The following is a 26,676-nucleotide window of genomic DNA, read 5'->3' on the forward strand; positions in this document are numbered from 1 at the left end:
GCCTTAGCCTCCCTTGACGGCCTTCACGATCTTCTGCGCGGCGTCGTCGAGATTGTCGGCCGGCACCACGTTCAGGCCGGACTCTCGGATGATCTTCTTGCCGAGCTCGACATTGGTGCCTTCGAGGCGGACCACCAGCGGCACGCTGAGGCCGACTTCACGAACCGCAGCCGTAACGCCCTCGGCGATCACGTCGCACTTCATGATGCCGCCGAAGATGTTGACCAGGATGCCCTTCACATTGGGATCAGCGGTGATGATCTTGAAGGCGGCCGCGACCTTCTCCTTGCTGGCACTGCCGCCGACGTCGAGGAAGTTGGCCGGCGACATGCCGTAGAGCTTGATGATGTCCATCGTCGCCATGGCGAGACCGGCGCCGTTGACCATGCAGCCGATGTTGCCGTCGAGGGTGACGTAGTTGAGGTCGTACTTGGACGCCTCGATTTCCTTGGCGTCTTCCTCGGTCTCGTCGCGCAGCGCGAGCACTTCGGGGTGACGGAACAGCGCGTTGTCGTCGAACGACACCTTGGCGTCGAGCACGCGGAGCTGGCCCTGCTTGGTCACGACCAGCGGGTTGATCTCCAGCATGGCCATATCCTTGCCGACGAAGGCCGCGTAGAGCTGTGCGGTGAGCTTCTCGGCCTGCTTGGCGAGATCGCCGGACAGCTTCAGCGCATTCGCAACCGTGCGGCCGTGATGGCCCATGATGCCGGTGGCGGGATCGACCGAGAAGGTCACGATCTTCTCAGGATTGTTGTGCGCGACGTCCTCGATGTTGACGCCACCCTCGGTCGAGACGACGAACGAGACGCGCGAGGTCTCGCGGTCGACCAGGAGCGAGAGGTAGAATTCCTTGTCGATGTCGGAGCCGTCCTCGATGTAGAGGCGGTTGACCTGCTTGCCGGCGGGGCCGGTCTGGATCGTCACCAGCGTGGCGCCGAGCATCTGCTTGGCGAACTCGGTGACCTCGGCGGCCGACTTGGCGATGCGGACGCCGCCCTTGTCGCCGGCCGAGGCTTCCTTGAACTTGCCCTTGCCGCGGCCACCGGCGTGGATCTGGCTCTTCACCACATAGACCGGACCGGGCAGCGCCTTGGCGGCGGCTTCCGCGTCAGTGGCCTTGAGCACCGGCACGCCCTTGGAGATCGGCACGCCGAACTCACCCAGCAGCGCTTTGGCCTGATATTCATGGATATTCATATGGTCGCTCCCTGAACCCGCGGGCGGTGACCTCTAGGGCCCACCTCAGTCTTGTGGCTGGCATACCATATACCACAGGAACTGCAACCCGGATTCTTTGACATCGATCTCTTGGACTGCTGACCCGGAACCTGTCCCGACAGCCGGGCCCCGGAAATGAAACCGCCGAAGACCGGTTTTCGGGCTTCGGCGGGAAGTGTTGGCTCTTAGCGGCCGAGAAGATCGGGGGCGATCTTCTTGCAGGCATCGACCAGGCCCTGCACCGCGCCGACCGACTTGTCGAAGGCCTCGCGGTCCTTGCCGGCGAGCTCGATCTCGACGACGCGCTCGACGCCCTTGGAGCCGATCACGACGGGCACGCCGACATACATGTCCTTCACGCCGTATTCGCCGTTCAGGTACGCAGCCGAGGGCAGCACGCGCTTCTTGTCACGCAGATAGCTCTCGGCCATCGCGATCGCGGACGCGGCAGGCGCATAGAAGGCCGAGCCGGTCTTGAGCAGGTTGACGATCTCGGCGCCGCCGTTGCGGGTGCGGTCGACGATCTCGTCAAGACGCGCCTGCGAGGTCCAGCCCATCTTGACGAGGTCGGGCAGCGGAATGCCGGCGACGGTGGAGTACTTCACCAGCGGCACCATGGTGTCGCCATGGCCACCGAGCACGAAGGCGGTGACGTCCTCGACCGAGACGTTGAACTCGTCGGCCAGGAAGTAGCGGAAGCGGGCCGAATCCAGCACGCCGGCCATGCCGACGACCTTCTTGTGCGGCAGGCCCGAGGCCTTCTGCAGCGCCCAGACCATCGCGTCGAGCGGGTTGGTGATGCAGATGACGAAGGCGTCGGGGGCGTACTTCTTGATGCCAGCGCCGACCTGCTCCATGACCTTGAGGTTGATGGAGAGAAGATCGTCGCGGCTCATGCCGGGCTTGCGCGGCACGCCGGCGGTGACGATGCAGACCTTGGCGTTGTCGAGCGCCTCGTAGGAGTTCGCGCCGGTGTAGTGGGCGTCAAAACCGTCGACCGGCGAGGACTGCGCGATGTCGAGCGCCTTGCCCTGCGGCACGCCTTCGGCGATGTCGAACATCACCACGTCGCCCAGCTCTTTCAGGCCGATGAGATGAGCCAGCGTTCCGCCGATCTGACCGGAGCCAATCAAAGCAATCTTGTCGCGCGCCATGTGAGCCTGTCCTTTAGACACGTAAGGTGGGGAAAACTGAGAGGGTGGTTATCCCTTTCGCCTCCCCCGTTCAAGTCGCCGGATGCCCAATTGTCGGGCTTGGCGCAATAGCAGCCATACAGGTCCGTCATTCCGGGGCGCGCGAAGCGCGAGCCCGGAATGACAGCGCTGGCAAATAGGACTTAAGTCTCCACCAGCCCCTTGGTGGAGCCGCTTGCGGTGGAATCCTTGCGGCCGTGAGCCAGCGCCAGATAGGATTCCGAGCTCATCTCGATCAGGCGCGACGCCGTCCGCTTAAACTCCATGGCCTCAACGCCCTCATGGGCCAGGTAGAGCGAGATCGGGTTGGCATCGGCCGAGGCCATCAGCTTCACGGCATTGTCATAGAGCGCGTCGATCAGCGTGATGAAGCGCTTGGCGGCGTTGCGCTGGGACTGGTCCATCACTGGAATATGGTCGACCAGGATGGTGTGATAGTCGTGCGCGAGCCTGAGGTAGTCCGATGCCCCCAGCGGCTTCTCGCAGAGATCGGCAAACGAGAACCGCGCCACGCCATGGGCCGAACACGGCACGTGCAGGATGCGGCCCTTGATCGAAATATCGCGCGACTTGCATTTGGCGCTGCCCGACATCCGCGACCAGGCGCGGTCGAGCGCCGCGTCCGCATCAGCGTCCGCCGGCGTCAGCCACATCGGCACGCCCTGAAGTTTTTCCAACCGGAAGTCGGTGCGCGCATCGAGCCGCGCGACGTCCATGTGATCGGTGATCTGCTTGATGAAGGGCAGGAACAGCGACCGGTTCAAGCCGCCCTTGTAGAGATCATCAGGCGCGACGTTGGAGGTCGCGACCACGACGGTGCCGAGCTCGAACAATTTGGCGAACAGGCGTCCGAGGATCATCGCATCCGCGATGTCGGTGACGTGGAATTCGTCGAAGCAGAGCAGCCAGCTCTCCTCGAAGATCGCGTTCGCGGTCAGCGCGATGACGTCGCTATCGGCGATCTCGCCGCGCGCGATGCTCTGGCGATAATCGTAGATGCGCTCATGCACGTCGGCCATGAATTCGTGGAAATGCGCCCGCCGCTTGTGCTCGACCGAGGCGTGCTGGAAGAACAGATCCATCAGCATGGTCTTGCCGCGGCCGACCTCGCCATGGATGTAGAGCCCGCGCGGCGCCTCGTCCTTGTCACTGCTGAACAGGCGGGCAAGCAGGCCCTGCTTGCGCTGCGGCTTGTAGTCCGCGAGCCGCAGGTCGAGCGCGGCATAGGCTTCGGCGACCTCGGCTTGCGCAGCATCGGGCTCGATCGCGCCGGAGGCGATCTGGGCCTGATAGGCTTCGCTGAAGGGGGAACTGGGGGTCGAGAGCATGGCCCTTTACCGCCAGAGACCGGCGGAAATTGCAACCGCGTATTGGCGCAACGGCTTATGCGCTTGATTTTCAGAGGAGATCGCCGACCGTGGACGCCCTCCTAGCCTACTACGCCCCGTTTAGGTAGAATATACCTATTTAGGAACTAAGGATCCTCATATGGCCCTGAGCATCAAGGACCCCGAAACCGAGCGGTTGGCACGGAGTCTCGCGCAACTGACTGGCGAGAACATCACGACCGCGACCAAGCGCGCCATCGAGGAGCGGCTGCGTCGGCTCGGGGGTCAAACGCGCAAAGACGCGCTACTGGAAGACATGGCGGAGATCAGGCGTCGCTGGAGCGAAATGCGCGTCGTGGACGACCGCACGCCCGAGGAAATTCTCGGATACGACGAGCATGGATTGCCACGCTGATGGTGATGGACACATCGGCGATCGTGGCAATCGCGCTCAACGAAGACGATGCAGCCGATATTGAGCGACTGATTGTGGATGATCCGATCCGCCTGATCTCTGCAGCCACAGTGCTTGAAGCAACGATGGTGATCGAAACCCGGCTGGGCGACGCAGGCGGGCGTGAGTTCGATCTCTGGCTCGTCAAGCTCGGTGCAGAGATCGTTGCGGTCGATGCCGTGCAAGTCGATGCCGCACGGCGCGTCTGGCGGCGCTACGGCAAGGGGCGTCACGCCGCGTCGCTCAACTACGGTGATTGCTTCTCTTACGCGCTGGCTATGACTCGCGGCGAACCTTTGCTGTTCAAAGGCGAAGACTTCGCAAAGACCGATATCAGTCGAGCAGGCGCTGCGCCGCTGCGGTAACGCCGCCGAGTTTGGGAGCCTACTCACACAGCTCGTAGGCGTCCTCGACCACATACGGCCCGCCGCCAGTGGAGGCGCGCGACGAGAACAGCACAAACCGCTCCGCCATGAACGCCTTGCTCGGGAAGTAGCCACGCAGCGAGAGATAGTCGGCGACGTCGCGATCGGAGGCATCGTGCAGCCGGGCGAGCGTGACATGCGGGATGAACTTGCGGCCTTCAGGGTTGAGACCGATCCGCTGCATCATGCGCTCGAGCTCGGCCTGCAATTCCATCAGCGGCCTGCTCGGTGCGATCGTCGCAACGACCGCTCTCGGCTTGCGGCCGCCAAAACTCGTCAGCCCCTGCACCTTCACCTCGAAGGGCTTGCGGTCGACGCGAAACAGCATCGATGCGATCTCGTTGGCGGACAGGCCGTCGATATCGCCGATGAAGCGCAGGGTGACGTGATAATTTTCGGGATCGATCCAGCGGGCGCCGGGAAGGCCACCCCGCAAATTGGAAAGCGTCTGGCTGACTTCGGCCGGGATTTCCAGACCAGTGAACAAACGCGGCATCGTTTCGCACTCCCGATGCTTGGGCATGATCCGTGGGACAGACCATATCCAAATTTTAGAGCCGGTGACGAATCACCGGTACCCTGATTCCTATCGCAGTTGTGTGACTCTGCGAAGCATCGCGCGCCTCACCCCGGTAAAACCCTGGGTATGACGGTTGGCGCTGCCCGCTTTTCAACGCCGTTGCTCAGCGATGGTGCCAAGGAATGCCTCCACGGTGGGCATGATGTTGCCGACGATGATGTCGACGCCGGCCGCAGTCGGATGAATGCCGTCGGCCTGGTTGAGCTTGGCGTCGGCCGCAACGCCCTCGAGAAAGAACGGATAAAGCGGCACGTCGAATTTCTTCGCCAGATCCGGATAAATCGAATTGAAGCGCGCGGCATAGTCGGCGCCGTAATTCGGCGGCGCCAGCATGCCGCACAGCATCACCGCAATCTTGCGCGCCTTCAGCCGCTGGACGATGTCGGTGAGCGCGGCGCGCGTCAAATCGGGATCGACGCCGCGCAGGGCATCGTTGGCGCCGAGCTCGACGATGACGCCGTCGGTTCCGTCGGGGACCGACCAGTCGAGCCGGTCACGGCCGCCCGAAGAGGTGTCGCCGGACACGCCGGCGTTGGTCATGTCGACCTCTATACCTTTGTCCTGCAAGGATTTTTTGAGTTTGGCCGGGAACGAATCCTGGGCCGAGAGGCCGAGGCCCGCACTCAAGGAATCGCCGAGGACCACGAGCTTGATCGGTTTGGCCGCCGGCTGGGCCTGCAACGACGGCGTTGTCGCGATCGTCATCAAACCGAGCATCAACACGGCTATGTGCATGAACAATCCGTAACGCCTCTCGACCGCGCCATCGGAGTTGCCATATGACCGGACCATGGACACTCGCATCGAACCCTCGTCGCTCACCGCTGCCGCGGACACCATCGCCATCTCCAACGTCAATCTCTCATTGGGCACGGGCGCGGCACGCGTTCACATCCTCAAGGATATCAGCCTGCGGGTCGCCTCGGGCGAGACGATCGGCCTGATCGGCCCGTCAGGTTCGGGCAAATCCACGCTGCTGATGGTGATGGCGGGGCTGGAGCGTCCTGATAGTGGAGAGGTGGTGGTATCGGGCACGCCTTTCAATGCCCTCGACGAGGACGCGCTGGCCCGCTTCCGCGGCCGCCAGGTCGGCATCGTCTTCCAGTCCTTTCATCTGATCCCGACCATGACGGCGCTGGAGAACGTCGCGGTGCCGCTGGAGCTCGCCGGCAATCCCGATGCCGCAACGCGCGCGGCGCAGGAGCTGCAATCGGTCGGGCTCGGCGATCGCCTGCATCATTATCCGACCCAGCTCTCCGGCGGCGAGCAGCAGCGCGTCGCACTCGCCCGCGCGCTGGCGCCCGATCCCGCCATCCTGGTCGCCGACGAGCCGACCGGCAATCTCGACGAGGCCACCGGAAAGCAGATCGTCGATCTCCTGTTCAGCAAGCACGCCGAGCGCGGCATGACCCTGGTACTGGTCACGCACGATTCCTCGCTCGCGCATCGCTGCGACCGCGTGATCCGGCTGCGCTCGGGCCGCATCGACACGCAGTCTGCGCCGGCATGAGCGCCTCGGCCGAGCCGTTCGCGAAGCCAAACGGCATCGCGCTGTCCCTGCGTTACGCGCTGCGCGAATTGCGCGGCGGCCTGCGCGGTTTCTATGTCTTCATCGCCTGCATCGCGCTCGGCGTGATGGCGATCGCCGGCGTCGGCTCGGTGTCGGCGAGCCTCTCCGACGGCTTGGCCCGCGAGGGCCGCACGCTGCTCGGCGGCGACGTCTCCTTCGTGCTGTTCCAGCGCGAAGCCAAACCTGAAGAGGTCGCCTTCCTGCGCTCGCGCGGCACGGTCTCGACCGCCGCGACCTTGCGCGGCATGGCGCGCGCGGCCGATGGCCAGCTCGCACTGGTCGAGATGAAGGCGGTCGACGACACCTATCCGATGCTGGGCCAGCTGACGCTGGCGCCACAGCTGCCGATGTCCGACGTCCTTGCGGAACGCGACGGCGCGTTCGGCGCGGCCGCCGATCCGACGCTGCTGGCGCGGCTCTCGCTCAAGACCGGCGACCGCGTCACCATTGGCGCTGCGACCTTCCAGATCCGCTCGACAGTCGAAGCCGAGCCCGACAAGCTCGCAGGCGGCATCGGCTTCGGACCGCGCTTCCTGATCAGCGAGGCCGGCCTGCGCGCCACCGGCCTGATCCAGCCCGGCAGCCTGGTGCGCTGGGTCTACCGGGTGAAGCTGCCCGATACGGCGAACAACGAGCGCGCCACCGAAGCCTTCATCGCGGACGCGCGGAGCGCTGCGCCGCAGGCCGGCTGGGAGATCCGCAGCCGCTCCAACGCCTCGCCGCAACTCGAACGCAACATCAACCGATTCACACAATTCCTGACGCTGGTCGGCCTTGCCGCGCTGCTGGTCGGCGGGGTCGGCGTCGCCAATGCCGTGAAGAGCCATATCGACCGCCGGCTCGAAGTGATCGCGGCCCTCAAGGCCGTCGGCGCCACCGGCCGCGACGTGTTCGGCATCTATCTGGCGCAGGTCCTCCTGCTCGCAGGCATCGGCTCGATCATCGGCCTTGCGCTCGGTGCCGCCATGCCGTTCGCGATCGTCGGCCTGTTCGGCAAGCTGCTGCCGCTGCCGGTGGTGCCGGCCGTGCATGCCGACGAGCTCGCGCTGTCCTTCATTTATGGCCTCCTGACCGCGCTCGCCTTCGGCCTGTGGCCGCTCGGGCGCGTCCACGACGTGCCGGTGGCCGCGCTGTTCCGCGACACCATCAGCTCGGAATGGCATCGGCCGCGCGCGAGCTATCTCGTGTTCATGGGCGTCGTGATTGCGCTGCTGATCGCGGTCGTGATCGGGCTGTCGTTCGACAAACGCATCGCGGCGGTGTTCGTGGCCTCCTCGGTCGTCGTGTTCGCCCTGCTGCGCGGCATCGCCGCCCTGCTGATGGCCATCGCGCGGCGGCTGCCGCGGACGCGGCTGCCGATGCTGCGGCTGGCGATCGCCAACATCCACCGGCCGGGCGCGCTGACGCCCTCGGTGGTGCTGTCGCTGGGGCTCGGGCTCGCCGTGCTCGTCACCATCACCCAGATCGACGGCAATCTGCGCCGGCAGTTCCTGGCAGCCCTGCCCGACCGCGCGCCGTCCTTCTTCTTCATCGACATCCCGAGCACGCAGGCCGAGCAGTTCGACGGTTATCTGCGCCGGATTGCGCCGGGCGCGACGGTCGAAGACGTGCCGATGCTGCGCGGGCGCATCGTCGCCGCGCGCGGCGTGCGCGCCGAGGAGCTCAAGCCGACCACCGATTCCGAATGGGTGCTGCAGAGCGACCGCGGCCTGACCTATACCGGCGAGCTGCCGAAAGGCTCCAAGGTGGTCGAGGGCGAATGGTGGAGCGCCGATTATTCCGGCCCGCCGCTGGTCTCGATGGAGAAGAAGATCGCCGACGGGCTCGGCCTCAAGCTCGGCGACCAAGTCGTGGTCAACGTGCTCGGCCGCGACATCCCGGCCAAAATCGGCAATCTGCGCACCATCGACTGGCAGGGGATGGGCATCAACTTCGTTCTCGTGTTCTCGCCGAACGCCTTCAAGGGCGCCCCCCACACCCACATCGCGACGCTGACGGAAACGGGCGGAACTGCGGCAGGCGACGGCAAGATCATCAAGCAGGTCGCCGACGCCTATCCGATGGTGACGAGCGTGCGCGTGCGCGAGGTGATGGAGACGGTCGGCTCTGTCGTGACCAATCTGGCGCTGGCGATCCGCGGCGCCAGCGCCGTGACCCTGATCTCGGCGATCCTGGTGCTCGGCGGCGCGCTCGCCGCCGGGCATCGCCACCGGGTCTACGATGCGGTGATCCTGAAGACGCTGGGCGCGACCCGGCTGCGGCTGCTCGGGGCCTATGCGCTGGAATACCTCCTGATCGGGCTCGCGACCGCGGTGTTCGGGGTGATCTCCGGCAGCATCGCGGCCTGGATGATCGTGACGCGGCTGATGACGCTGAGCTTCGTCTGGCAGGCCGGCAGCGCGGCCGGCGTGGTCGCGGCCGCGCTCGTCGTCACGGTCGGACTCGGGCTCGCGGGCACGCTGCTGGCGTTGAACAAAAAGCCCGCCACGGTGTTGCGGAATTTGTGACAAAATGTAGCGGATGGCTGCACGAGAGCAGAATCGCACGATTTCTGCGATTAACCACGACTGCCCGTCAGGTTCGCGTCAGGATTGCCGCCAAGGGCGACATTCAGCCGCGCGTGGAAGGTTGCAGCTAATGTGTTAGTTTCCCACATATCGAATGGGTTCGGAGCCCCGATTGTTAGCCAAAATTTAGTCGGTTGGCGTCGGTATCCGAGATAGAGTTTGACGAACCGGCGGCATGGCGACCCTCGTGCCGGACCGGACCAACCAACGGGAATTCGACCATGTCGGACCTAGACCGTAACTACGCTTCTCCTTTCGGCAGGGCCGCCGGGCGTGTTGACGCCGCGACGGTCGATGCCGGCCTGCGCGCCTATATGCTGCGCATCTACAACTACATGAGCATTGGCCTCGCCATCACCGGCCTTGCCGCGCTCGGTGTCTACATGGCTGCCGTGACCGACGTTCCGACGGCGGAATCCGTCCGCGTCGGCAAGCTGTTCCTGACCCCGTTCGGCTACGCGATGTTCGTCAGCCCGCTGAAATGGCTGTTCATGCTCGCGCCGCTCGCCATGGTGTTCGTGATCTCGGCGGGCATCAACCGTCTCGCTCCCTCGACCGCCCAGATCCTGTTCTGGGTGTTCGCGGCGCTGATGGGCATCTCGCTGTCGTCGATCTTCCTGGTGTTCACGCACACCTCGATCGTGCGGGTGTTCTTCATCACTGCGGCCACCTTCGGTGCGCTGAGCCTCTACGGCTACACCACCAAGCGTGACCTGACCGGCATGGGCTCGTTCCTGTTCATGGGCCTGATCGGCATCATCATCGCGAGCCTGGTGAACCTGTTCCTGGCGAGCTCGATGCTGCAGTTCATCGTGTCGGTGGTCGGCGTGCTGGTGTTCGCGGGCCTCACCGCCTGGGACACCCAGCGGCTGAAGAACGACTACATCTACGGCTACGCCTCGGCCGGCGGCGACATCGCAGAGCGTGCGGCCATCACCGGCGCGCTGTCGCTGTACCTGAACTTCATCAACCTGTTCACGCTGCTGCTGCAGCTCCTCGGTCAACGTGACTAAGCGCAACGACGAGAGAACGGATAGGAACCCCGGCCGAAAGGCCGGGGTTTTTGTTTGGGGGTGCGGTGGCGCTTGTAGCCCGGATGGAGCGCAGCGCAATCCGGGAAAGTCCTTTCCGCGGATAAGGCGGCCCCGGATTACGCTTCCCTCCATCCGGGCTACAAGGCCACGAGTGCCGCCTCTTCCTCCTCGTCATTGCGGGCGCAGCGAAGCAATCCAGAGTCCCTCCGCGGATGCATTTCTGGATTGCTTCGCTGCGCTCACAATGACGGTGTGGCAACATCGTTGCCCCTTCCAGCGCCAGCGGGAAGGCTCTAATCTTGCCGCCATGTCCGCACCTGAAATCAGGCCCACAACCGAGGCCGACCTTCCCGCCATCACCGCCATCTACCAGCAGGCCGTCCGCGAGGGCACCGCGACGTTCGAGCTGGAGCCGCCCGACCTCGTGGAGATGACGCGCCGTTATCGCGCGCTGGTCGACGGCGGCTATCCCTATTTCGTCGCTATCCTCGACGGCCGCGTGGCCGGCTATGCCTATGCCGGCGCCTACCGCCCGCGCCCAGCCTACCGCTTCACGGTCGAGAACTCGATCTATCTCGATCCCTCCTTCCACCGCCGCGGTGTCGGATCAAAGCTGCTGGAGCGGCTGGTCGCCGAATGCGAGGCGCGCGGCTTCCGCCAGATGATCGCGGTGATCGGCGATTCCGCCAATGCCGGCTCGATCGGCGTGCACACCAAGGGCGGCTTCAAGATGATCGGCACGCATCCCAATGTCGGGCTGAAATTCGGCCGCTGGCTTGATACGGTGATGATGCAGCGCGACCTCGGCGAGGGCGCGAAGACGGTGCCGACAAAATAGATCTCGTAGGGTGGGCAAAGCGATACCCGGGACCACCGCGAGACAAAACCCGGATGTCGCTGCGCTCATCCGGGCTACGAAGAATTCGCCACATCACTGCTGTCGTAGGGTGGGCAAAGCGAAGCGTGCCCACGATTCGTGGCGATAGAGAAAGGACGTGGGCACGGCGCAATGCGCTATTGCCCACCCTACGGCACCGGTCGTGCGGCTACACCACCGCCAATTTCCGATCGATCACCAGCAGCACGCGCTCCAGCTCGTGGCCGCGGCGCAGGATCAGCCCCGTCGCCGAGATCACGCTGTACATGCCCTGCTTGCGCGCCAGCCGCGGATCCTTCTCGATGCGATAGATCGGCACTTCCGAGGCACGGCGATAGACCGAGAACACGGCGCGATCCCTCAGGAAGTCGATGGCATAATCGCGCCATTCGCCGTCCGCGACCATGCGGCCGTAGAGATTGAGAATACGATGCAGCTCGAGCCGGTTGAACGTCACCCGGCTCAGTTGCGTCGCCGCCGCGGCGGGGCGGGCCGCCGCGCGCTGCTCGCTCGGATCGGCATCCTCCGACAGACTCATGGAGCGCTTCCTCATCGCACGGCATGACCCGAATCCGCGAAGACCGTCCCCGGAACCTGGATCATGACAGCTGCATGATTGCGCCAACCGGCCACCGCCGCAAGGGGCTCCTGATTCAACCGGTCGAATCGGTTACGAATCGGGGCACACGCTATGGTGGAACTCCCTCGCGGCAAACCGTCACGGGATCGTTAGCAGGAATCATACTCTCGCCGCTTTTCCGCCTAGCGACTGCCGCCCTGCATTGCGAAAAGACTCAGGTGCGTTGACCCGGTCCTTTCGGTTCCGGATTCCTCAGCCCCCAGCCCCCCGGGGTCGAACAGGATCGGGTCTGTACGCGCGACAAGGAGGGCCAACGCAAGTTGGTCCTTTTTTGTTTGTGTCGGGATGTTTCTGCCCCGGCGAAATTCTCCTCTCATCAGCGCCAACAGTCTCTCCCCTCATCCTGAGGAGCCGCGCTCCCTTCGCGTGGCGTATCGAAGGATCGAGGCCCAACCGCATGAGCGGGGCCGGCATGGTTCTCACGGCGATGCGAAACATCGTCCGGTAGACGCGCGCAAGAGCGCGCTCCTCACCATGAGGGTGGGCAGTGAGTACGACGCTAGAGAATTGAAATCAGTGCAGCGACGTGTAGGCCGCACCCAGCATCGTGCCGGGCTTCTCGCGGCTGCCGTCCTGGACATAGACCACCGCGCCGTCGACGCCGTCGCGCGTGAGGTTCTCGATCGGCACCGTCCAGCTTTCCGAACGCCCGGTCCAGTCACCGACCTTGAGCAGGTTGCGCACCACGTTGTGATAGGTGACCTGCTGTCCGCGATTCTCGCCTCGGGTGATTGCGATCGGGACTGACTTGGCGATCGAACAGATCCAGACCTCGCCATGCGAGACGGCCGGCTCGTTGCTCGCCGCCACCGATACGTTGATCTGCTTGCCCGCGAGCGACATCGTCACCGGCACGCTCATCACGCCCGTGCCCTTGTCGGTCTTGCCGATCGCGCTCTCGATGCCGGCACGATCGCTGCCGATGACATGGGTGGAGCCGTTGACCACGACCTGCGGCGTGTAGACCTCGCGATCACCGCGCATGCGCGAATAAGCACGCTGCCGTGCAGAGAAGCGCGAATCCGCCAGCGTGTCCTTCCAACCCAGATAGTCCCAATAGTCGATCGGCATGCTCAGCGCGATGATCGACGGGTCTTTGGAGAGATCGCCGATGATCTGGTCGGCGGGCGGGCAGGAGGAGCAGCCCTGCGAGGTAAACAATTCGACAACGGCGCGGGGATCGGCTTCGGCAGGACGGATGACGGCGACGATCGCACAGATGCCGAGAGCTCCCGACCAGAAAGCACCGGACCAACGTGAAACCAGATGAGAAGCCGTCATTGTTGTCATGTCGAACGCCGCACACCATTGCTCGTGAGAAGGAGAACTTATCGCCGGATGGTCACCGTAGTCTTACGGGGCGCGACACACCCGACCGCCCAGGCCAACCGTCCGAAAGGAGGTTTTCCGCCGGGCGGGCCCATCTGGAGCATGCCGCAAACGCACGAAGGCGGCCTTGTGATAGGCCGCCTTCGTTTAACCTTCTACTCACGTCGCGGTGAGCCACCGTTCACAAATTCGCGCTTAGGCCGCGAGCTTGCGCAGCACGTAGTGCAGGATACCGCCGTTCCGGTAGTAGTCGAGCTCGTCCAGCGTATCGATGCGGCAGAGCAGCGAAACGCGCTGCAGCGAACCGTCGCCGGAGACGATCTCCGCGGTCAGCTTCTGGCGCGGCTTGAGGTCGCCGACGAGGCCACGCAGCGTGACCTTCTCGTCGCCCATCAGGCCGAGCGACGACCAGGAGGTGCCCTCCTCGAAGGTCAGCGGCAGCACGCCCATGCCGACCAGGTTGGAGCGATGGATGCGCTCGAAGCTCTGGCAGATCACGGCGCGCACGCCGAGCAGGCGCGTGCCCTTGGCGGCCCAGTCGCGCGAGGAGCCGTTGCCGTATTCGGCGCCGGCGAACACCACCAGCGGCACCTGCTCCTGCTGGTACTTCATCGCGGCGTCGTAGATCGACATCTGCTCACCGTCGGGCCAGTGTTTTGTCAAACCGCCCTCAGGGATATTTCCATCCGCGCCCTTCAACATGAAGTTCTTGATGCGGATGTTGGCGAAGGTGCCGCGCATCATCACTTCATGGTTGCCGCGGCGCGTGCCGTACTGGTTGAAGTCGGCGGGACGCACCTGGTGTTCGCTGAGATATTTTCCAGCCGGAGAGGTAAGCTTGATCGAACCGGCCGGCGAGATGTGGTCGGTGGTGATCTTGTCGCCGAACATGGCGAGGATGCGCGCCTCGACGATGTCGGTGACCGGCTCCGGCTCCTTCTTCATGCCGTCGAAATAAGGCGGGTTCTGCACATAGGTCGAAGACATGTTCCAGCGATAGGTCTCGCTCTCGACGGTCTTGATCTTGCGCCAGTTGGTGTCGCCCTTGAACACGTCGGCATACTTCTTCTTGAAGATCGACGCGGTCACGAACTTCTTCATGAAGGCGTTGATCTCCTTGGTCGTCGGCCAGATGTCCTTGAGGTACACCGGCTTGCCGTCCTTGCCCTCGCCGAGCGGCTCGACGGCGAGGTTCTTGGTGACGCTGCCCGCGAGCGCGTGCGCGACCACCAGCGGCGGCGAGGCCAGATAGTTCGCCTGCACGTCGGGCGAGACGCGGCCTTCGAAGTTGCGGTTACCCGAGAGCACGGCCGCGGCGACGATGCCGTTGTCGTTGATCGACTTCGAGATCTCCTCGGGCAGCGGACCGGAATTGCCGATGCAGGTGGTGCAGCCGAAGCCGACCAGGTTGAAGCCGACCTTGTCGAGATCCTTCTGCAGACCGGAATCGGCGAGATAGCCGGCGACGACCTGGCTGCCCGGCGCGAGCGAGGTCTTCACCCACGGTTTTGCTTTCAGGCCCTTCGCGGCGGCGTTACGGGCCAGCAGGCCGGCGCCGATCAGCACGCTCGGGTTCGAGGTGTTGGTGCAGGACGTGATGGCGGCGATCACGACGTCGCCATGGCCGATCTCGAAGTCCTTGCCTTCGACGGCGAAGCGCTTGCTGGGCTCTTCGGCCTTCTTGTACTCGGTGCCGAGAGCGAGCGAGAAGCCTTCGGCGACCGACGGCAGCGCGATGCGGCCTTCGGGACGCTTCGGACCGGCCATCGACGGCACGACGTCGGCGAGATCGAGCGTCAGCGTCTCCGTGAACACCGGATCGGCCGACTTGGCGGTGCGGAACAGCCCCTGCGCCTTGGCATAGGCCTGCACCAGCGCGACGCGCGGCGCCGCACGGCCGGAGGTCTTGAGATAGTCGATCGCGGCGGCGTCAACCGGGAAGAAGCCGCAGGTCGCGCCATATTCGGGCGCCATGTTGGCGATGGTCGCCTTGTCGGCCACCGAGAGATTGTCGAGGCCGGGACCGAAGAACTCGACGAACTTGCCGACCACGCCGAGCTTGCGCAGCATCTGCGTCACGGTGAGCACGAGGTCGGTCGCGGTGACGCCTTCCTTCATCGCGCCCTTCAGCTTGAAGCCGACGACGTTGGGCAGCAGCATCGACAGCGGCTGGCCGAGCATGCAGGCTTCCGCCTCGATGCCGCCGACGCCCCAGCCGAGAACGGCGAGACCGTTGACCATGGTGGTGTGGGAGTCGGTGCCGACCAGCGAATCGGGATAGGCGACCTCGAAGGTGCCGGTCTTCTTGCCGACCGTCATCTTCTCCTTCTTGGTCCAGACCGTCTGGGAGAGATATTCGAGATTGACCTGGTGGCAGATGCCGGTGCCGGGCGGCACGACGGAGAAGTTCGAGAACGCCTTCTGGCCCCACTTCAGGAACTCGTAGCGCTCCTGGTTCTGCTTGTACTCCTCGGTGACGTTCTTGCCGAAAGCCTTGTTGTCACCGAAGAAGTTCACGATCACGGAATGGTCGATGACGAGATCGACCGGCACCAGCGGGTTGATCTTCTCGGCATCGCCACCGAGCTTCTGCATCGCGTTGCGCATCGCGGCGAGGTCGACCACCGCGGGCACGCCGGTGAAGTCCTGCATCAGCACGCGCGCCGGGCGGAAGGCGATCTCATGCTCCAGCGACTTCTTGCGCAGCCATTTCGAGACCGCGACGATGTCCTCTTTCTTGACCGAGCGGCCGTCCTCGTTGCGCAGGAGGTTCTCGAGCAGGACCTTCATCGAATAGGGAAGTTTCGAGATTCCCTTCAGACCATTCTTCTCGGCCGTGGGCAGGCTGTAATAGACATAGGTCTTGGCGCCGACCTTGAGGGTCTTTTTGCATTTGAAGCTGTCGAGCGAGGTCATGTAGGAATCCCAATTGTTAGTTATACCCGGCAGGGTATTTTAACACCGTTAGCGTATCAGGCTGGGCCGCTTGCAGGGGCAGGTTGAGTTGCTGCATCAAGTAGTTCCGGGCTTATAGAAGCTTTCTAACCGCGCCGCCACAGCCACAATCGTACCGCAGCATTCGCGAGCCAAAAATTCCCATGCGCTACCCCAAGTTTTCCTGAGGCCCGGCTTGAGCGGGGTGGACCAAGGCAAGATGCAGCTGTCCGGGCGCGGGGTCGTTTGCGTGCGCGGCGGCCGCGAGGTGTTTGCCGGGCTCGATTTCGAGGCTGTCGCCGGCGAAGCGGTCGCGGTCGTCGGCCGCAACGGGTCGGGCAAGACCTCGCTGCTTCGGCTGATCGCGGGTCTGCTCGTTCCGGCAGGCGGTAAGATCGCGCTGGAGGGCGGCGATGCCGAGCTGACGCTGCCCGAGCAGTGCCACTATCTCGGCCATCGCGATGCCCTGAAGCCGGCGCTCAGCGTGGCGGAAAACCTGACTTTCTGGGCCGATTTCCTTGGGGGGGAGCGTTCTGACTTCGCCGAGAGCCTCGCCACGGTGGGGCTCGAGCATGCCACCCACCTGCCCGCCGGCTTTTTGTCCGCCGGCCAGCGCCGCCGGCTGTCGCTGGCGCGCCTTTTGACCGTGCGGCGCCCGATCTGGCTGCTGGATGAGCCGACCAATGCGCTGGACGTGACGGGACAGGACATGTTCGGCGGCCTGATGCGCGAGCATCTTTCGCGCGGCGGCCTGATCGTCGCGGCAACCCATGCACCGTTGGGGATCGAGTCGCGGCAGCTGCGGATCGGGGGTGTGGCGTGAGGCGACACGACCCTCAGCTTTCCGAGCGGCTGGGCCCCGCTCTCTTCGTTCCCTCCCCCCTTGTGGGGTCCGAGACGAGCGAAGCTCGCTCTCGCGGGCAGGGAGGAGGGTGCCACACGGCAAGACGTCTCGGTTCTGGCCTTCAAGAGGCGGGCGCTCTGTTGCTGGCGATCCGTCTCCACCGAGCATCTCTCCCGGGGCTACCCCTCTCCCCCGCCCTCCCCCACAAGGGGGGAGGGAGCGCACTGCGCCTGCGGCTCGATGCCATCAAACCAAGCGACTCCGCCGCGGGAGGCACCCCATGACCGCCGCCCTCTCAGCCCTCGTCCGCCGGGACGTCAGGATCGCGCTCCGCGTCGGCGGCGGGGCGCTGATTGGCGTGCTGTTCTTCCTGACCGTGGTGGTGCTGATGCCGTTCGCGGTGGGGCCGGATTTGGCGCTGCTGTCGCGGCTGGGGCCGGCCATCCTCTGGCTCGGCGCGCTGCTGGCGAGCCTGCTCACCCTCGACCGGCTGTTCATGGCCGACCACGAGGACGGCTCGCTCGACCTGATCACGATGAGCCGGACGCCGCTGGAACTCGCCTGCGCCGCCAAGGCGCTGGCGCATTGGCTGGCTGCCGGCCTGCCGCTGATTGTCGCAACCCCCGTGCTCGGCCTCTTGCTCAACCTCGACATGGTCGCGACTGGCGCGGTGGCGCTGACGCTGCTGGCCGGCACCCCGGCGCTGACGTTTACCGGCATGATCGGTGCGGCGCTGGCGGTGACGCTGCACCGCGGCGGGCTGCTGATGGCGGTGCTGGTGCTGCCGCTGTCGATTCCCGTGCTGATCTTCGGGGTGGCGGCCTCGCAGGCCGTGATCGTTGGCCCGATGACGTTCGGCGCACCATTCTCGATCCTGTGCGCGCTGTCCCTGGTCAGCCTCGTGATCGGCCCCTTCGCAGCCGCAGCGAGCCTGCGGCACGGGCTCGATTGAGATGCGCGCGATTGACCTTGACCCCGATCAACTTTCGTCCCTCGCTTTCGTGCTGATTGCCTGAGCGGCCACCGATGATTATCAGGGTACCATGACGCTGATCGACCTCGCCAACCCCACGCGGTTCCTCGCGCTGACAGCGCGGGTCTTGCCGTGGCTTGCGGCCGCGACCGTCCTGCTGCTTGCAATCGGTCTCTATCAAGCCGCGCTTGCGCCCGATGACTATCAGCAGGGCGCGACCGTGAAGATCATGTTCATCCACGTGCCCAATGCCTGGCTGTCGATGTTCGTCTGGGGCGTGATGAGCATCGCCTCGCTGGGCACGCTGGTGTGGCGGCATCCGCTGGCCGACGTCGCCGCCAAGGCCGCAGCTCCGATCGGCGCCGCCTTCACCTTTCTCGCACTGCTGACGGGCTCGCTGTGGGGCCGGCCGATGTGGGGCACCTATTGGGAATGGGATGCGCGGCTGACTTCGGTGCTGATCCTGTTCCTGATGTATCTCGGCCTGATGGCGCTGTGGCGCGCGGTCGACGATCCCTCACGCGCCGCACGCGCCGCCGCGGTGCTGACCCTCGTCGGCGCGCTCAACCTGCCGATCATCAAATTCTCGGTCGACTGGTGGAACACGCTGCACCAGCCGGCCTCGGTGATGCGCATGGGCGGCTCGGCCCTCGACAAATCGTTCCTGATTCCGCTGCTGGTGATGGCGATCGCCTTCACGCTGCTGTTCGTCACGCTGCATCTGGCGGCGATGCGCAACGAGATCCTGCGCCGCCGTGTCCGCTCCCTGCAAATGATGCAGGCAAGCCGTGTGGCGTTCTCGAACGAAATGGGCGCCGGTGCGCGCGGACAAAACGCGTCGAAAGAAATTGGGGCCGCAGGATGATGTCGCTCGGCCCTTATGCATCCTTCATCGTGACATCCTATGCCGCAGCGGCCCTCGTGGTCGCGATCCTGATCGGCTGGATCGTGCTCGACTATCGCAACCAGACGCAGCGCCTGCGCGAGCTCGACCGCAGCGGCATCACCCGCCGCTCCGGCCGTAGCGCCATGGACGCATCATGAGCGAACGATCGACCTCCGCACCGCCGCAGCGCCGCACTTTCCTGATGGTGCTGCCGCTGATCGCGTTCATCGGCCTCGCGCTGCTGTTCTGGTTCCGGCTCGGCAGCGGCGATCCCTCGCGAATTCCCTCCGCGCTGATCGGCCGTCCGGCGCCGCAGACGGCGCTGCCACCGCTCGAGGGATTGCAGATCGACAACGCGCAGGTGCCGGGCCTCGACCCCGCCGCGTTCAAGGGCAAGGTCAGCCTGGTCAATGTCTGGGCGTCCTGGTGCGTGCCGTGCCACGACGAGGCGCCGCTTTTGACCGAGTTCGCCAAGGACAAGCGCTTCCAGCTCGTCGGCATCAACTACAAGGACGCGGCCGACAACGCGCGCCGCTTCCTCGGGCGCTACGGCAACCCGTTCAGCCGGGTCGGCGTCGACGCCAACGGCCGTGCCTCGATCGAATGGGGCGTCTATGGCGTGCCCGAAACCTTCGTCGTCGGTCGCGAAGGCACCATCGTCTACAAGCTGGTCGGCCCGATCACGCCGGACAATCTGCGGACGGTGCTGTTGCCGCAGATGGAGAAGGCGCTGAAGGCAGCGGGGAGCTGAGCGCCGCGCTCATGCCACACGCTCAACTGTCATCGCCCGACTTGATCGGGCGATCCAGTATTCCAGAGACGTCAGTCGTATACGGAAAAGCTGCGGCGTACTGGATGCCCCGGTCAAGCCGGGGCATGACAGCGGTATGTGGAGCGACGCTTCGGCCTACCCCTTCCGCACATCCCCCGCTTCCGCCTCGCTCGCCTCGAGCGACGCGGGCTCGATCCCGTAGCGCTTGGTCAGCGGCATCTGGGCGATGGCGAAGATCATCGTGATCGGGGTGACGCCGAACACCTTGAAGTTCACCCAGAAGTCCGTGCTCTGGGTGCGCCAGACGATCTCGTTCAGCACCGCCATGCCGGCGAAGAACAGCGCCCAGCGCAGCGTGAGGATACGCCAGCCCTGCGGCGTCAGATTGAACATCTGGTCGAACATCACGGCGATGAAGGAGCGGCCGAACAACAAGCCGCCGCCGAGGATCGCAGCGAACAGGCCGTAGATGATGGTCGGCTTGAGCTTGATGAAGGTCTCGTCGTGCAGCACCAGCGTCAGCGTGCCGAATACCAGCACGATCACGCCCGTCACGATCGCCATGATCGGGATGTGGCGCGTCACCACGTAGGAGGCGACCATTGCCGCCACGATCGCGACCATGAAGGCGCCGGTCGCGGCGAACAGGTTGAACTTCGCGTTCACGAAGAAGAACACGAGCAGCGGCCCGAGCTCGGTCGCGAGCTTGAACAGCGGATGCGGCTGGGTCTTGTCCATTCTTCAGCTTTCGATTCCGGCAATGGCGCGGGCGAAATCGCGCGCGGTGAACGGCGCGAGATCGTCGACACCTTCGCCGACGCCGATGAAGTGCACCGGCAGTTTGAACTTTTCCGCGAGCGCCACCAGAATGCCGCCGCGGGCGGTGCCGTCGAGCTTGGTCATCACGAGGCCGGTGACCCCGGCGGTGCGATGGAAAGCCTCGACCTGCGACAGCGCGTTCTGGCCGACGGTGGCATCGAGCACAAGCAGCACGGCATGCGGCGCAGTGTCATCCACCTTGCGGATCACACGCACCACCTTTTCGAGCTCGTTCATCAGCTCGGCCTTGTTCTGCAGCCGGCCGGCGGTGTCGATCAGGAGCACGTCGATATTCTGCTCCTTGGCCGCCGTCAGCGCGTTGAAGGCGAGGCTCGCCGAATCCGAGCCCTGCGCGCCCGCGATCACCGGCGTCTTCGTCCGCTCGCCCCACACCTTGAGCTGCTCGATGGCTGCTGCGCGAAACGTGTCGCCGGCAGCCAGCATCACCTTGCGGCCTTCGGAGGCGAATTTCTGCGAGAGCTTTCCGATCGTGGTGGTCTTGCCCGAGCCGTTGACGCCGACCACGAGGATCACGAACGGCTTTTTGGCCGCATCGATCACGAGCGGTTTTGCCACGGGCGACAGCACCTTCTCGACCTCGGTGGCGACGACGTCCTTGACCTCGTCCGCCGAGATCGCCTTGTCGTAACGGCCGGTGCCGACGGCGTCCGCGATCCGCACCGCGACTGACGTGCCGAGGTCGGCGCGCAGCAGCACGTCCTCGATGTCGTCGAGCATGGCGCGGTCGAGCTTGCGCTTGGTGACGAGGTCGGCGACCGCGGTCCCGAGCGAGGACGAGGTGCGCTTCAGCCCGTTGGACAGGCGGCGCCACCAGCTCAGCTTGGGGGGATCTGACGTGGTATCGTTCATGGCGGGGGTGTGTTAGCCGTTCCGGCTGCCAAACGAAAGTCTTGACCGAAAGTCTTGCAATTGCTCGATGTTCCCCAATTGACGGCCGATGAAATTCTGGCCCGCGTGCTCCATCGCGACGGGCTGATGCTGGTCATCGACAAGCCGGCCGGCCTTCCCGTGCATCGCGGTCCCAAGGGCGGCGCCAATCTGGAGGATTCCTTCCACGCGCTGTGCTTCGGCCTGCCGCGACCGCCGGTGCTGGCCCACCGGCTGGACAAGGACACCTCCGGCTGCCTCGTGCTCGGCCGCCACCGCAAGGCAACCGCCTCGCTCGGCCTCCTGTTCAAGCACGGCAAGATCGGCAAAACCTATTGGACCGTGGTCGAGGGCGGGCCAGCCGAGGACGAGGGCACCGTCGACATGCCGCTCGGCCGGCTCAATGCCGAACGCGGCTGGTGGCAGAAGCCTGATCCGGAGGGACAGAAGGCGATCACCAACTGGAAAGTGATGGGGCGGGGCGACGGTTTTACCTGGCTGGCCATGGAACCGGTGACCGGGCGGACCCATCAATTGCGGGTGCATTCGGCCGCGACCGGCTGGCCGATCTTCGGCGATAACATTTACGGCAACGGCCCGCGCTTCGGCGAGCCGAAGCTGCACCTGCATTCCCGCGAGATCGTGGTGCCGATCTCCCGGAACAAGGAGCCCGTCCGCGTCGTGGCGCCGGCCCCACCCCACATGCACGAAAAACTCCGCGCCTGCGGCTGGAACGGGGAATAGCCTTTCAGATCCTCATAGTGAGGAGCTTAGCAGTGCCGGGCTACCGGCCCATGGTTTACGAAACGTTCAGCGCTCGCCGCTAATGATGACGGTTGCTTAGAACAAGCTTCTGTAACCGCTCAGGATGAGCAGGGCGTGATGTCCAAGGCCGAACTATCGATCATCGAAGAGGTCGAATCCGCGATTCGCACAGGCTCGGCGGAAAAGGGCCTGGAAACGGCCCGGCGCGTCACCGATCTGTTCCTCTCCTCTGCCGGCAAATTCGACGACGAGCAGATCGCGTTGTTCGACGAGGTGCTCGAGCGCCTGATCGGCACCATCGAGCTGCGGGCGCTTGCCGACATGGGCGCACGCATCGCGCTCGCCGAGATCAGCGCGCAGCTGGCGCCGATCGCGCAGGCGCCGCCCTCGGTAATCCGCCGCCTCGCCAGCAATGACGAGATCCGCATCGCCGGTCCCGTGCTGCAGGAATCGGCCCGCCTCGACGACGGCGAGCTGGTGAAGATCGCCTCCAGCAAGGGCGAGCCGCATCTGCTGGCGGTCGCCGGCCGCTGGTGGCTGAAGGAAATCGTCACCGACGCACTTCTGGCGCGGCGCTATCCCAGCGTCAGCCGGCGGCTCGCCGCCAATCCCGGCGCGCGCGTCTCCGGAAACGGATTCGCCGTCATGATCGGGCAGGCCGAAGCCGATCCCGAACTTGCCGTCAGCGTCGGCGTCCGCGTCGACCTGCCGTCGGAGCTGCGCCGCCGGTTGCTGCGCTCGGCGAGCGACGCCGTGCGCGCCCGCCTGTTGTCGCGCGCGCCGCCGCATCTGTTCGAGGAAATCCAGAGTGCGATCGCCGCCGTCACCGTCGGCGTCGATCGCCAGATGTCTGGCGTCCGCGATTTCGAAGGCGCCAAGCGGGCGATTGCAATGCTCAAGGCGACCAGCCAGCTCAGCGAAGCGACGCTGTTCGGTTTCGCTACGCAGCGGCGCTATGAAGAGACCGCCGCGGCGCTGGCCGCATTGTCCGGATCGACCGTCGAGGTAATCCGCCCGCTGATGCAGAGCCTGCGCGACGACGGCTTGCTGGTGCCGTGCAAGGCGGCGCAGCTCAGCTGGGAAACCGCGGTGGCCGTGCTCGAAAGCCGTTTTGCCACAGGCGCCATGAAGCCGGCCGATCTTGCACGGGCGCAAGGGCACTACGCGCGGATGACGCCGGAGAATGCCAAGCGGACGCTGCGGTTCTGGCAGGTCAGGGCGTCGTAGGGGGCGCTATTTGGGCAGGCATATCCACACCCCCGGTGTCGTCCCTGCGAAAGCAGGGACCCATAACCACTGGGAGACGTTTGGCGACGGCTGTCTGGGACGAGCACCGTTGGCGACCGAAAAATCACGCGGTATGGGTCCCTGCTTTCGCAGGGACGACATTGGGGATGCAATGCGTCGCAACTCCGACACCGTCTATGTGGTGAGATGCTCGCCATCGCTACCAACGATCCTGCGCGGCACCACGCTTCCCACCCGCCCGCCCGCGATCGCCACCGGCAGATAGTGCTCCGTACGCCCCTGGCCCTCGCTCTCGATCAGCACCTCGCGCGTGGCACCGATCTCGGCTTGCAGCCGCTTGCGTAGCGCCATCTCGCCCGCCGCACGCAGCCGCTTCGCGCGCTCCTTGATCGCCGGCCCCGCCACCTGCGGCATCCGCGCGGCCGGCGTGCCGGGGCGGGGCGAATAGGGGAAGACGTGCAGGAATGCCAGGCCGCATTCCTCGACCAGATCGAGCGAGCGCGAGAACATCTCCTCCGTCTCGGTCGGGAAACCCGCGATGATGTCGGCGCCGAAGGCGATGTCCGGGCGCAGGCGGCGGACCTGCTCGCAGAACGCGATCGCGTCCTGCCGCGAATGGCGCCGCTTCATGCGCTTCAAGATCATGTCGTCGCCGGACTGCAACGACAGATGCAGATGCGGCATCAGCCGCGCATCGCCGGCGATGGCGTCAAGCAGGTCGTCATCCGCCTCGATCGAATCGATCGAGGAAATGCGCAGGCGCTTCAGCTCCGGCACGTGCCGCAAGATCTGCTTCGTCAGCATGCCGAGCTTCGGCGTGCCCGGAAGGTCAGCGCCGTAGCTGGTGAGATCGACGCCGGTCAGCACGATCTCGGCATGGCCACGCTCGGCCAGCGTCCGCACCTGCTCGACCACCGCACCCATCGGTACCGAGCGCGAATTGCCGCGGCCATAGGGGATGATGCAGAAGGTGCAGCGATGGTCACAGCCGTTCTGCACCTGCACGAACACGCGCGGCAGGCCGCTGGCATAGCCGTCGATGAGATGCGGCGCCATCTCCCTGACGGCCATGATGTCGCTGACGGCGATCTTCTCGCCGGCGCCGAGATCGAAGGCATCGCGGGCATCGCGCCACACGGATGACCGCATCTTGTCGTCATTGCCGACGACGCGATCGACCTCGGTCATGTCGGCGAACATCGCAGCTTGCGTCTGCGCCGCGCAACCGGTGACGACGATGCGCGCGTCGGGCCGTTCGCGCTTCAGCTTGCGGATCGATTGCCGCGCCTGCGCCACCGCCTCATTGGTGACGGCGCAACTGTTGATGACAATAGTGTCGGAGAGTCCAGCGCCCTCGGCCTCGCGGCGGATCACCTCGGCCTCGAAGGCGTTGAGGCGGCAGCCAAAGGTGACGACGTCGACGGCCATCAGGCGACCGGCGCAAACAGCGCCGGATCGAACCTGCCCTCATATTCGAAGGTCGCAGTGCCCGTCATCAGCACGTGGTCGTCGCGCTCGCGCCATTCGATGCCGAGCTTGCCGCCGGGCAGCGTGATCTCGACATTGCGCTCGACGCGCTTCAGGCGGGCCGCGGCCACTGCCGTGGCGCAGGCCGCCGAGCCGCAGGCTTGGGTCAGGCCGGCACCGCGTTCCCAGGTGCGGATCGTGATGTGCTTGTCATCGACGATATGGGCGAGCGTGATGTTGGCGCGCTCCGGGAAGATCGGATGGTTTTCGAGCAGCGGACCGAAGCGCTCGAGATCGTAGGCGTTGACGTCATCGACCCAGAAGATCGCATGCGGATTGCCCATGCTCACCACGGAGGGCGAATGCAGGATCGGATTGTCGATCGGCCCGATCTGCAATTCGATGTAGCGGGTATCGCGGAACTCTTCCGCCAGCGGAATGTCCTGCCAGCCGAACTTCGGCGCGCCCATATCGACGGTGTAGAGATCGGGCGCCGGGCCTTGCCAGGCATTGAGCAAGCCGGCCGCCGTCTCGAACGTCGCGGCGGTCTGCCCGTTCTTCTCGAAGATGCGCCGTACCACACAGCGCATGCCGTTGCCGCAGGCGCCTGCCTCCGAGCCGTCATTGTTGTAGATGCGGATGAAGGCTTCGGTGCCGTCGAGCCGCGGCTTCTGCAGCACCATGAGCTGGTCGTAGGCCACACCGCCGTTCGCAGACGCCACCGCGCGGGCGTCGTCCGGCGTCACCGGGCCCGCAGAATCGCGCATGTCGACAACGACGATCTCGTTGCCGATGCCGTTCATCTTGGCAAATGCGTGATTGGCGAGCGCGCTCATGAAAAATCCCGAATTTCGCCTGTCTTATATGGCGATCCTTGCCGGCTTGGCCAGTGATTTGCGGTCGGCGGCCGAGCGGTCTGCCATGACGCATCTGTCATGGGACGAATTCCGCGCCCGCGTGTTAGAACGGCGCAGCTCGCCGCGAACCGGGATGCGCGGCCGGGCTCAAGCCGGATTAGGCCTTGGTGGGCAAGGTCTTGCTGATGAAGGGCCTTGGTTAAGGCCTTGGGGAGAATAAAAATGATCAGGTTTCGTCGTCTTGCTCTGGCCGCGCTGATCCCGGCAGCGGCCTTGTCGCTTGGCCTGCCTGAGGTTCTGGCGCAAACCCCGAGCCCGGCACCGGCGGCCTCGGCAAGTCCCTCGCCGGCCCCATCGGCTTCTCCCACCCCGGCCGCGAGCGCCTCGCCGGCCCCTGTGGCGACGGCCTCACCCGCGCCGTCGCCTGCCGCCAGCGCGTCGCCGGCCCCGACAACGTCGCCCTCGCCCGCAGCCAGTGCCTCACCCAGCCCAACGGCCCCGCCACCGGCGGCGGCCGCAACACCTGCCCCGGTGCAGACCGCCGATCCGTTCGGCCTGGAGACCACGCTCGAGGCCAAGAAGGTCGTAATGGTTAAGGGCACTGCCAATTGGGACTCGGCCTTCGACACGCTGATCGACGCCTTCAAGGCACTGAACACGCTCCTGGACAAGCAGGGCATCAAGCCATCAGGCAATGCGATGATCGTCTACACCTCGACGGACGATACCGGCTTCACCTTCCTTGCCGAGATCCCGGTCGAGCAGGATCCCAAGAACCTCGCCAAGGACATGAGCATCGGCAAGTCGCCGGAAGGCAAGGTGCTGAAATTCGTCCATCGCGGCTCCTACGACAACATGGACAACACCTATGAGGCGATCACCAACCACCTCGACGACAAGAGGCTGGAAGCCAAGGATACCTTCATCGAGGAATACCTCACCGATCCGCTGAAGACGACAGAGGACAAGCTCGTGATCAACGTTTTCGTGCCGCTGAAGTGAGAC

Annotated in this window: 27 protein-coding genes; 15 read left to right on the forward strand and 12 right to left on the reverse strand. The window is 65.0% G+C overall.

The window, feature by feature from the left end:
- Positions 1-3 precede the first annotated feature (3 nt).
- From sucC to zapE, 3 genes are all read right to left on the reverse strand, one after another.
- The gene (gene sucC / locus BM190_RS30610) at positions 4-1,200 is read right to left on the reverse strand and encodes an ADP-forming succinate--CoA ligase subunit beta (protein WP_092261431.1); all 1,197 of its coding nucleotides are present in this window, start codon (positions 1,198-1,200) and stop codon (positions 4-6) included.
- Positions 1,201-1,406: 206 nt separating this feature from the next.
- Positions 1,407-2,375, reverse strand: a complete 969-nt coding sequence (gene mdh / locus BM190_RS30615) for a malate dehydrogenase (RefSeq protein ID WP_008145224.1) — start codon at positions 2,373-2,375, stop codon at positions 1,407-1,409.
- A 182-nt stretch (positions 2,376-2,557) separates the two neighbouring features.
- On the reverse strand, positions 2,558-3,742 hold the full coding sequence (gene zapE / locus BM190_RS30620) for a cell division protein ZapE (protein ID WP_018318873.1): 1,185 nt from the start codon (positions 3,740-3,742) through the stop codon (positions 2,558-2,560).
- A 160-nt stretch (positions 3,743-3,902) separates the two neighbouring features.
- On the opposite strand from zapE, the gene BM190_RS30625 reads away from it, so the two are divergent.
- The gene (locus BM190_RS30625) at positions 3,903-4,157 is read left to right on the forward strand and encodes a type II toxin-antitoxin system VapB family antitoxin (RefSeq protein WP_018318874.1); all 255 of its coding nucleotides are present in this window, start codon (positions 3,903-3,905) and stop codon (positions 4,155-4,157) included.
- A complete protein-coding gene (locus BM190_RS30630; RefSeq protein WP_092261432.1) occupies positions 4,157-4,561 on the forward strand; it encodes a type II toxin-antitoxin system VapC family toxin in 405 nt (134 codons plus the stop codon). Before BM190_RS30625 ends, BM190_RS30630 begins: the two co-directional genes overlap by 1 nt.
- A 19-nt stretch (positions 4,562-4,580) precedes the next feature.
- On the opposite strand, the gene thpR is transcribed toward BM190_RS30630, so the two are convergent.
- Both thpR and BM190_RS30640 read right to left on the reverse strand, forming a co-directional pair.
- On the reverse strand, positions 4,581-5,117 hold the full coding sequence (thpR, locus tag BM190_RS30635) for an RNA 2',3'-cyclic phosphodiesterase (protein ID WP_026202086.1): 537 nt from the start codon (positions 5,115-5,117) through the stop codon (positions 4,581-4,583).
- A gap of 174 nt (positions 5,118-5,291) precedes the next feature.
- Positions 5,292-5,936, reverse strand: coding sequence for an arylesterase (locus BM190_RS30640; protein WP_026202087.1), 645 nt, complete (start codon positions 5,934-5,936; stop codon positions 5,292-5,294).
- A gap of 55 nt (positions 5,937-5,991) precedes the next feature.
- Between BM190_RS30640 and BM190_RS30645 the strand changes: the two genes are divergently transcribed.
- The 4 genes from BM190_RS30645 (at position 5,992) to BM190_RS30660 (ending at position 11,210) form a co-directional block, all read left to right on the forward strand.
- Positions 5,992-6,711: an ABC transporter ATP-binding protein gene (locus BM190_RS30645; RefSeq protein ID WP_018318878.1), complete on the forward strand. Its 720-nt coding sequence runs from the start codon at positions 5,992-5,994 to the stop codon at positions 6,709-6,711.
- Positions 6,708-9,278, forward strand: coding sequence for an ABC transporter permease (locus tag BM190_RS30650; protein WP_092261433.1), 2,571 nt, complete (start codon positions 6,708-6,710; stop codon positions 9,276-9,278). Before BM190_RS30645 ends, BM190_RS30650 begins: the two co-directional genes overlap by 4 nt.
- Positions 9,279-9,559: 281 nt before the next feature.
- Complete coding sequence (locus BM190_RS30655) at positions 9,560-10,351, forward strand: Bax inhibitor-1/YccA family protein (RefSeq protein WP_018318880.1); 792 nt, start codon at positions 9,560-9,562, stop codon at positions 10,349-10,351.
- 328 nt (positions 10,352-10,679) lie between these two features.
- The gene (locus tag BM190_RS30660; protein ID WP_018318881.1) at positions 10,680-11,210 is read left to right on the forward strand and encodes a GNAT family N-acetyltransferase; all 531 of its coding nucleotides are present in this window, start codon (positions 10,680-10,682) and stop codon (positions 11,208-11,210) included.
- A 208-nt stretch (positions 11,211-11,418) separates the two neighbouring features.
- On the opposite strand, the gene BM190_RS30665 is transcribed toward BM190_RS30660, so the two are convergent.
- From BM190_RS30665 to acnA, 3 genes are all read right to left on the reverse strand, one after another.
- Complete coding sequence (locus BM190_RS30665; RefSeq protein ID WP_018318882.1) at positions 11,419-11,787, reverse strand: DUF2794 domain-containing protein; 369 nt, start codon at positions 11,785-11,787, stop codon at positions 11,419-11,421.
- A gap of 615 nt (positions 11,788-12,402) precedes the next feature.
- A complete protein-coding gene (locus BM190_RS30670; RefSeq protein WP_092261434.1) occupies positions 12,403-13,179 on the reverse strand; it encodes a DUF1223 domain-containing protein in 777 nt (258 codons plus the stop codon).
- 234 nt (positions 13,180-13,413) lie between these two features.
- On the reverse strand, positions 13,414-16,134 hold the full coding sequence (gene acnA, locus BM190_RS30675; RefSeq protein WP_092261435.1) for an aconitate hydratase AcnA: 2,721 nt from the start codon (positions 16,132-16,134) through the stop codon (positions 13,414-13,416).
- A gap of 238 nt (positions 16,135-16,372) precedes the next feature.
- Here acnA and ccmA point away from each other — a divergent pair, with 238 nt between their 5' ends.
- From ccmA to BM190_RS30700, 5 genes are all read left to right on the forward strand, one after another.
- Complete coding sequence (gene ccmA, locus BM190_RS30680) at positions 16,373-16,975, forward strand: heme ABC exporter ATP-binding protein CcmA (RefSeq protein WP_026202088.1); 603 nt, start codon at positions 16,373-16,375, stop codon at positions 16,973-16,975.
- A gap of 301 nt (positions 16,976-17,276) precedes the next feature.
- Positions 17,277-17,948, forward strand: a complete 672-nt coding sequence (ccmB, locus tag BM190_RS30685; RefSeq protein WP_092261436.1) for a heme exporter protein CcmB — start codon at positions 17,277-17,279, stop codon at positions 17,946-17,948.
- Positions 17,949-18,039: 91 nt separating this feature from the next.
- Positions 18,040-18,834 (forward strand): heme ABC transporter permease, encoded by a 795-nt coding sequence (locus tag BM190_RS30690; protein ID WP_092261437.1) that lies wholly within the window; start codon positions 18,040-18,042, stop codon positions 18,832-18,834.
- A complete protein-coding gene (gene ccmD, locus BM190_RS30695) occupies positions 18,831-19,013 on the forward strand; it encodes a heme exporter protein CcmD (RefSeq protein ID WP_018318888.1) in 183 nt (60 codons plus the stop codon). The genes BM190_RS30690 and ccmD overlap by 4 nt, the downstream gene beginning before the upstream one ends.
- Complete coding sequence (locus BM190_RS30700) at positions 19,010-19,606, forward strand: DsbE family thiol:disulfide interchange protein (protein ID WP_092261438.1); 597 nt, start codon at positions 19,010-19,012, stop codon at positions 19,604-19,606. The genes ccmD and BM190_RS30700 overlap by 4 nt, the downstream gene beginning before the upstream one ends.
- A 156-nt stretch (positions 19,607-19,762) precedes the next feature.
- On the opposite strand, the gene BM190_RS30705 is transcribed toward BM190_RS30700, so the two are convergent.
- Positions 19,763-20,365 carry a septation protein A gene (locus tag BM190_RS30705; protein WP_018318890.1) on the reverse strand — a complete coding sequence of 201 codons (603 nt, stop codon included), beginning with the start codon at positions 20,363-20,365 and terminating at the stop codon, positions 19,763-19,765.
- Between the two features lie 3 nt (positions 20,366-20,368).
- On the reverse strand, positions 20,369-21,316 hold the full coding sequence (gene ftsY / locus BM190_RS30710) for a signal recognition particle-docking protein FtsY (RefSeq protein ID WP_018318891.1): 948 nt from the start codon (positions 21,314-21,316) through the stop codon (positions 20,369-20,371).
- A 60-nt stretch (positions 21,317-21,376) separates the two neighbouring features.
- Here ftsY and BM190_RS30715 point away from each other — a divergent pair, with 60 nt between their 5' ends.
- Positions 21,377-22,078, forward strand: coding sequence for an RluA family pseudouridine synthase (locus BM190_RS30715; protein ID WP_026202090.1), 702 nt, complete (start codon positions 21,377-21,379; stop codon positions 22,076-22,078).
- Between the two features lie 138 nt (positions 22,079-22,216).
- Complete coding sequence (locus BM190_RS30720; RefSeq protein ID WP_092261439.1) at positions 22,217-23,326, forward strand: DUF2336 domain-containing protein; 1,110 nt, start codon at positions 22,217-22,219, stop codon at positions 23,324-23,326.
- A gap of 195 nt (positions 23,327-23,521) precedes the next feature.
- On the opposite strand, the gene mtaB is transcribed toward BM190_RS30720, so the two are convergent.
- Together mtaB and dapF are read right to left on the reverse strand one after the other, a co-directional pair.
- Positions 23,522-24,775 carry a tRNA (N(6)-L-threonylcarbamoyladenosine(37)-C(2))-methylthiotransferase MtaB gene (mtaB, locus tag BM190_RS30725; RefSeq protein ID WP_092261440.1) on the reverse strand — a complete coding sequence of 418 codons (1,254 nt, stop codon included), beginning with the start codon at positions 24,773-24,775 and terminating at the stop codon, positions 23,522-23,524.
- Positions 24,775-25,650: a diaminopimelate epimerase gene (gene dapF / locus BM190_RS30730; RefSeq protein ID WP_092261441.1), complete on the reverse strand. Its 876-nt coding sequence runs from the start codon at positions 25,648-25,650 to the stop codon at positions 24,775-24,777. The genes mtaB and dapF overlap by 1 nt, the downstream gene beginning before the upstream one ends.
- Here dapF and BM190_RS39860 point away from each other — a divergent pair.
- Both BM190_RS39860 and BM190_RS30735 read left to right on the forward strand, forming a co-directional pair.
- On the forward strand, positions 25,649-25,891 hold the full coding sequence (locus tag BM190_RS39860; RefSeq protein WP_143109107.1) for a hypothetical protein: 243 nt from the start codon (positions 25,649-25,651) through the stop codon (positions 25,889-25,891). The two genes, dapF and BM190_RS39860, sit on opposite strands and share 2 nt — an antisense overlap.
- A gap of 2 nt (positions 25,892-25,893) precedes the next feature.
- Positions 25,894-26,673, forward strand: a complete 780-nt coding sequence (locus tag BM190_RS30735) for a GyrI-like domain-containing protein (RefSeq protein ID WP_092261442.1) — start codon at positions 25,894-25,896, stop codon at positions 26,671-26,673.
- The last annotated feature ends 3 nt before the right edge of the window (positions 26,674-26,676 follow it).

This window comes from Bradyrhizobium sp. Rc3b (assembly GCF_900114915.1).
Taxonomy (GTDB): Bacteria; Pseudomonadota; Alphaproteobacteria; order Rhizobiales; family Xanthobacteraceae; genus Bradyrhizobium.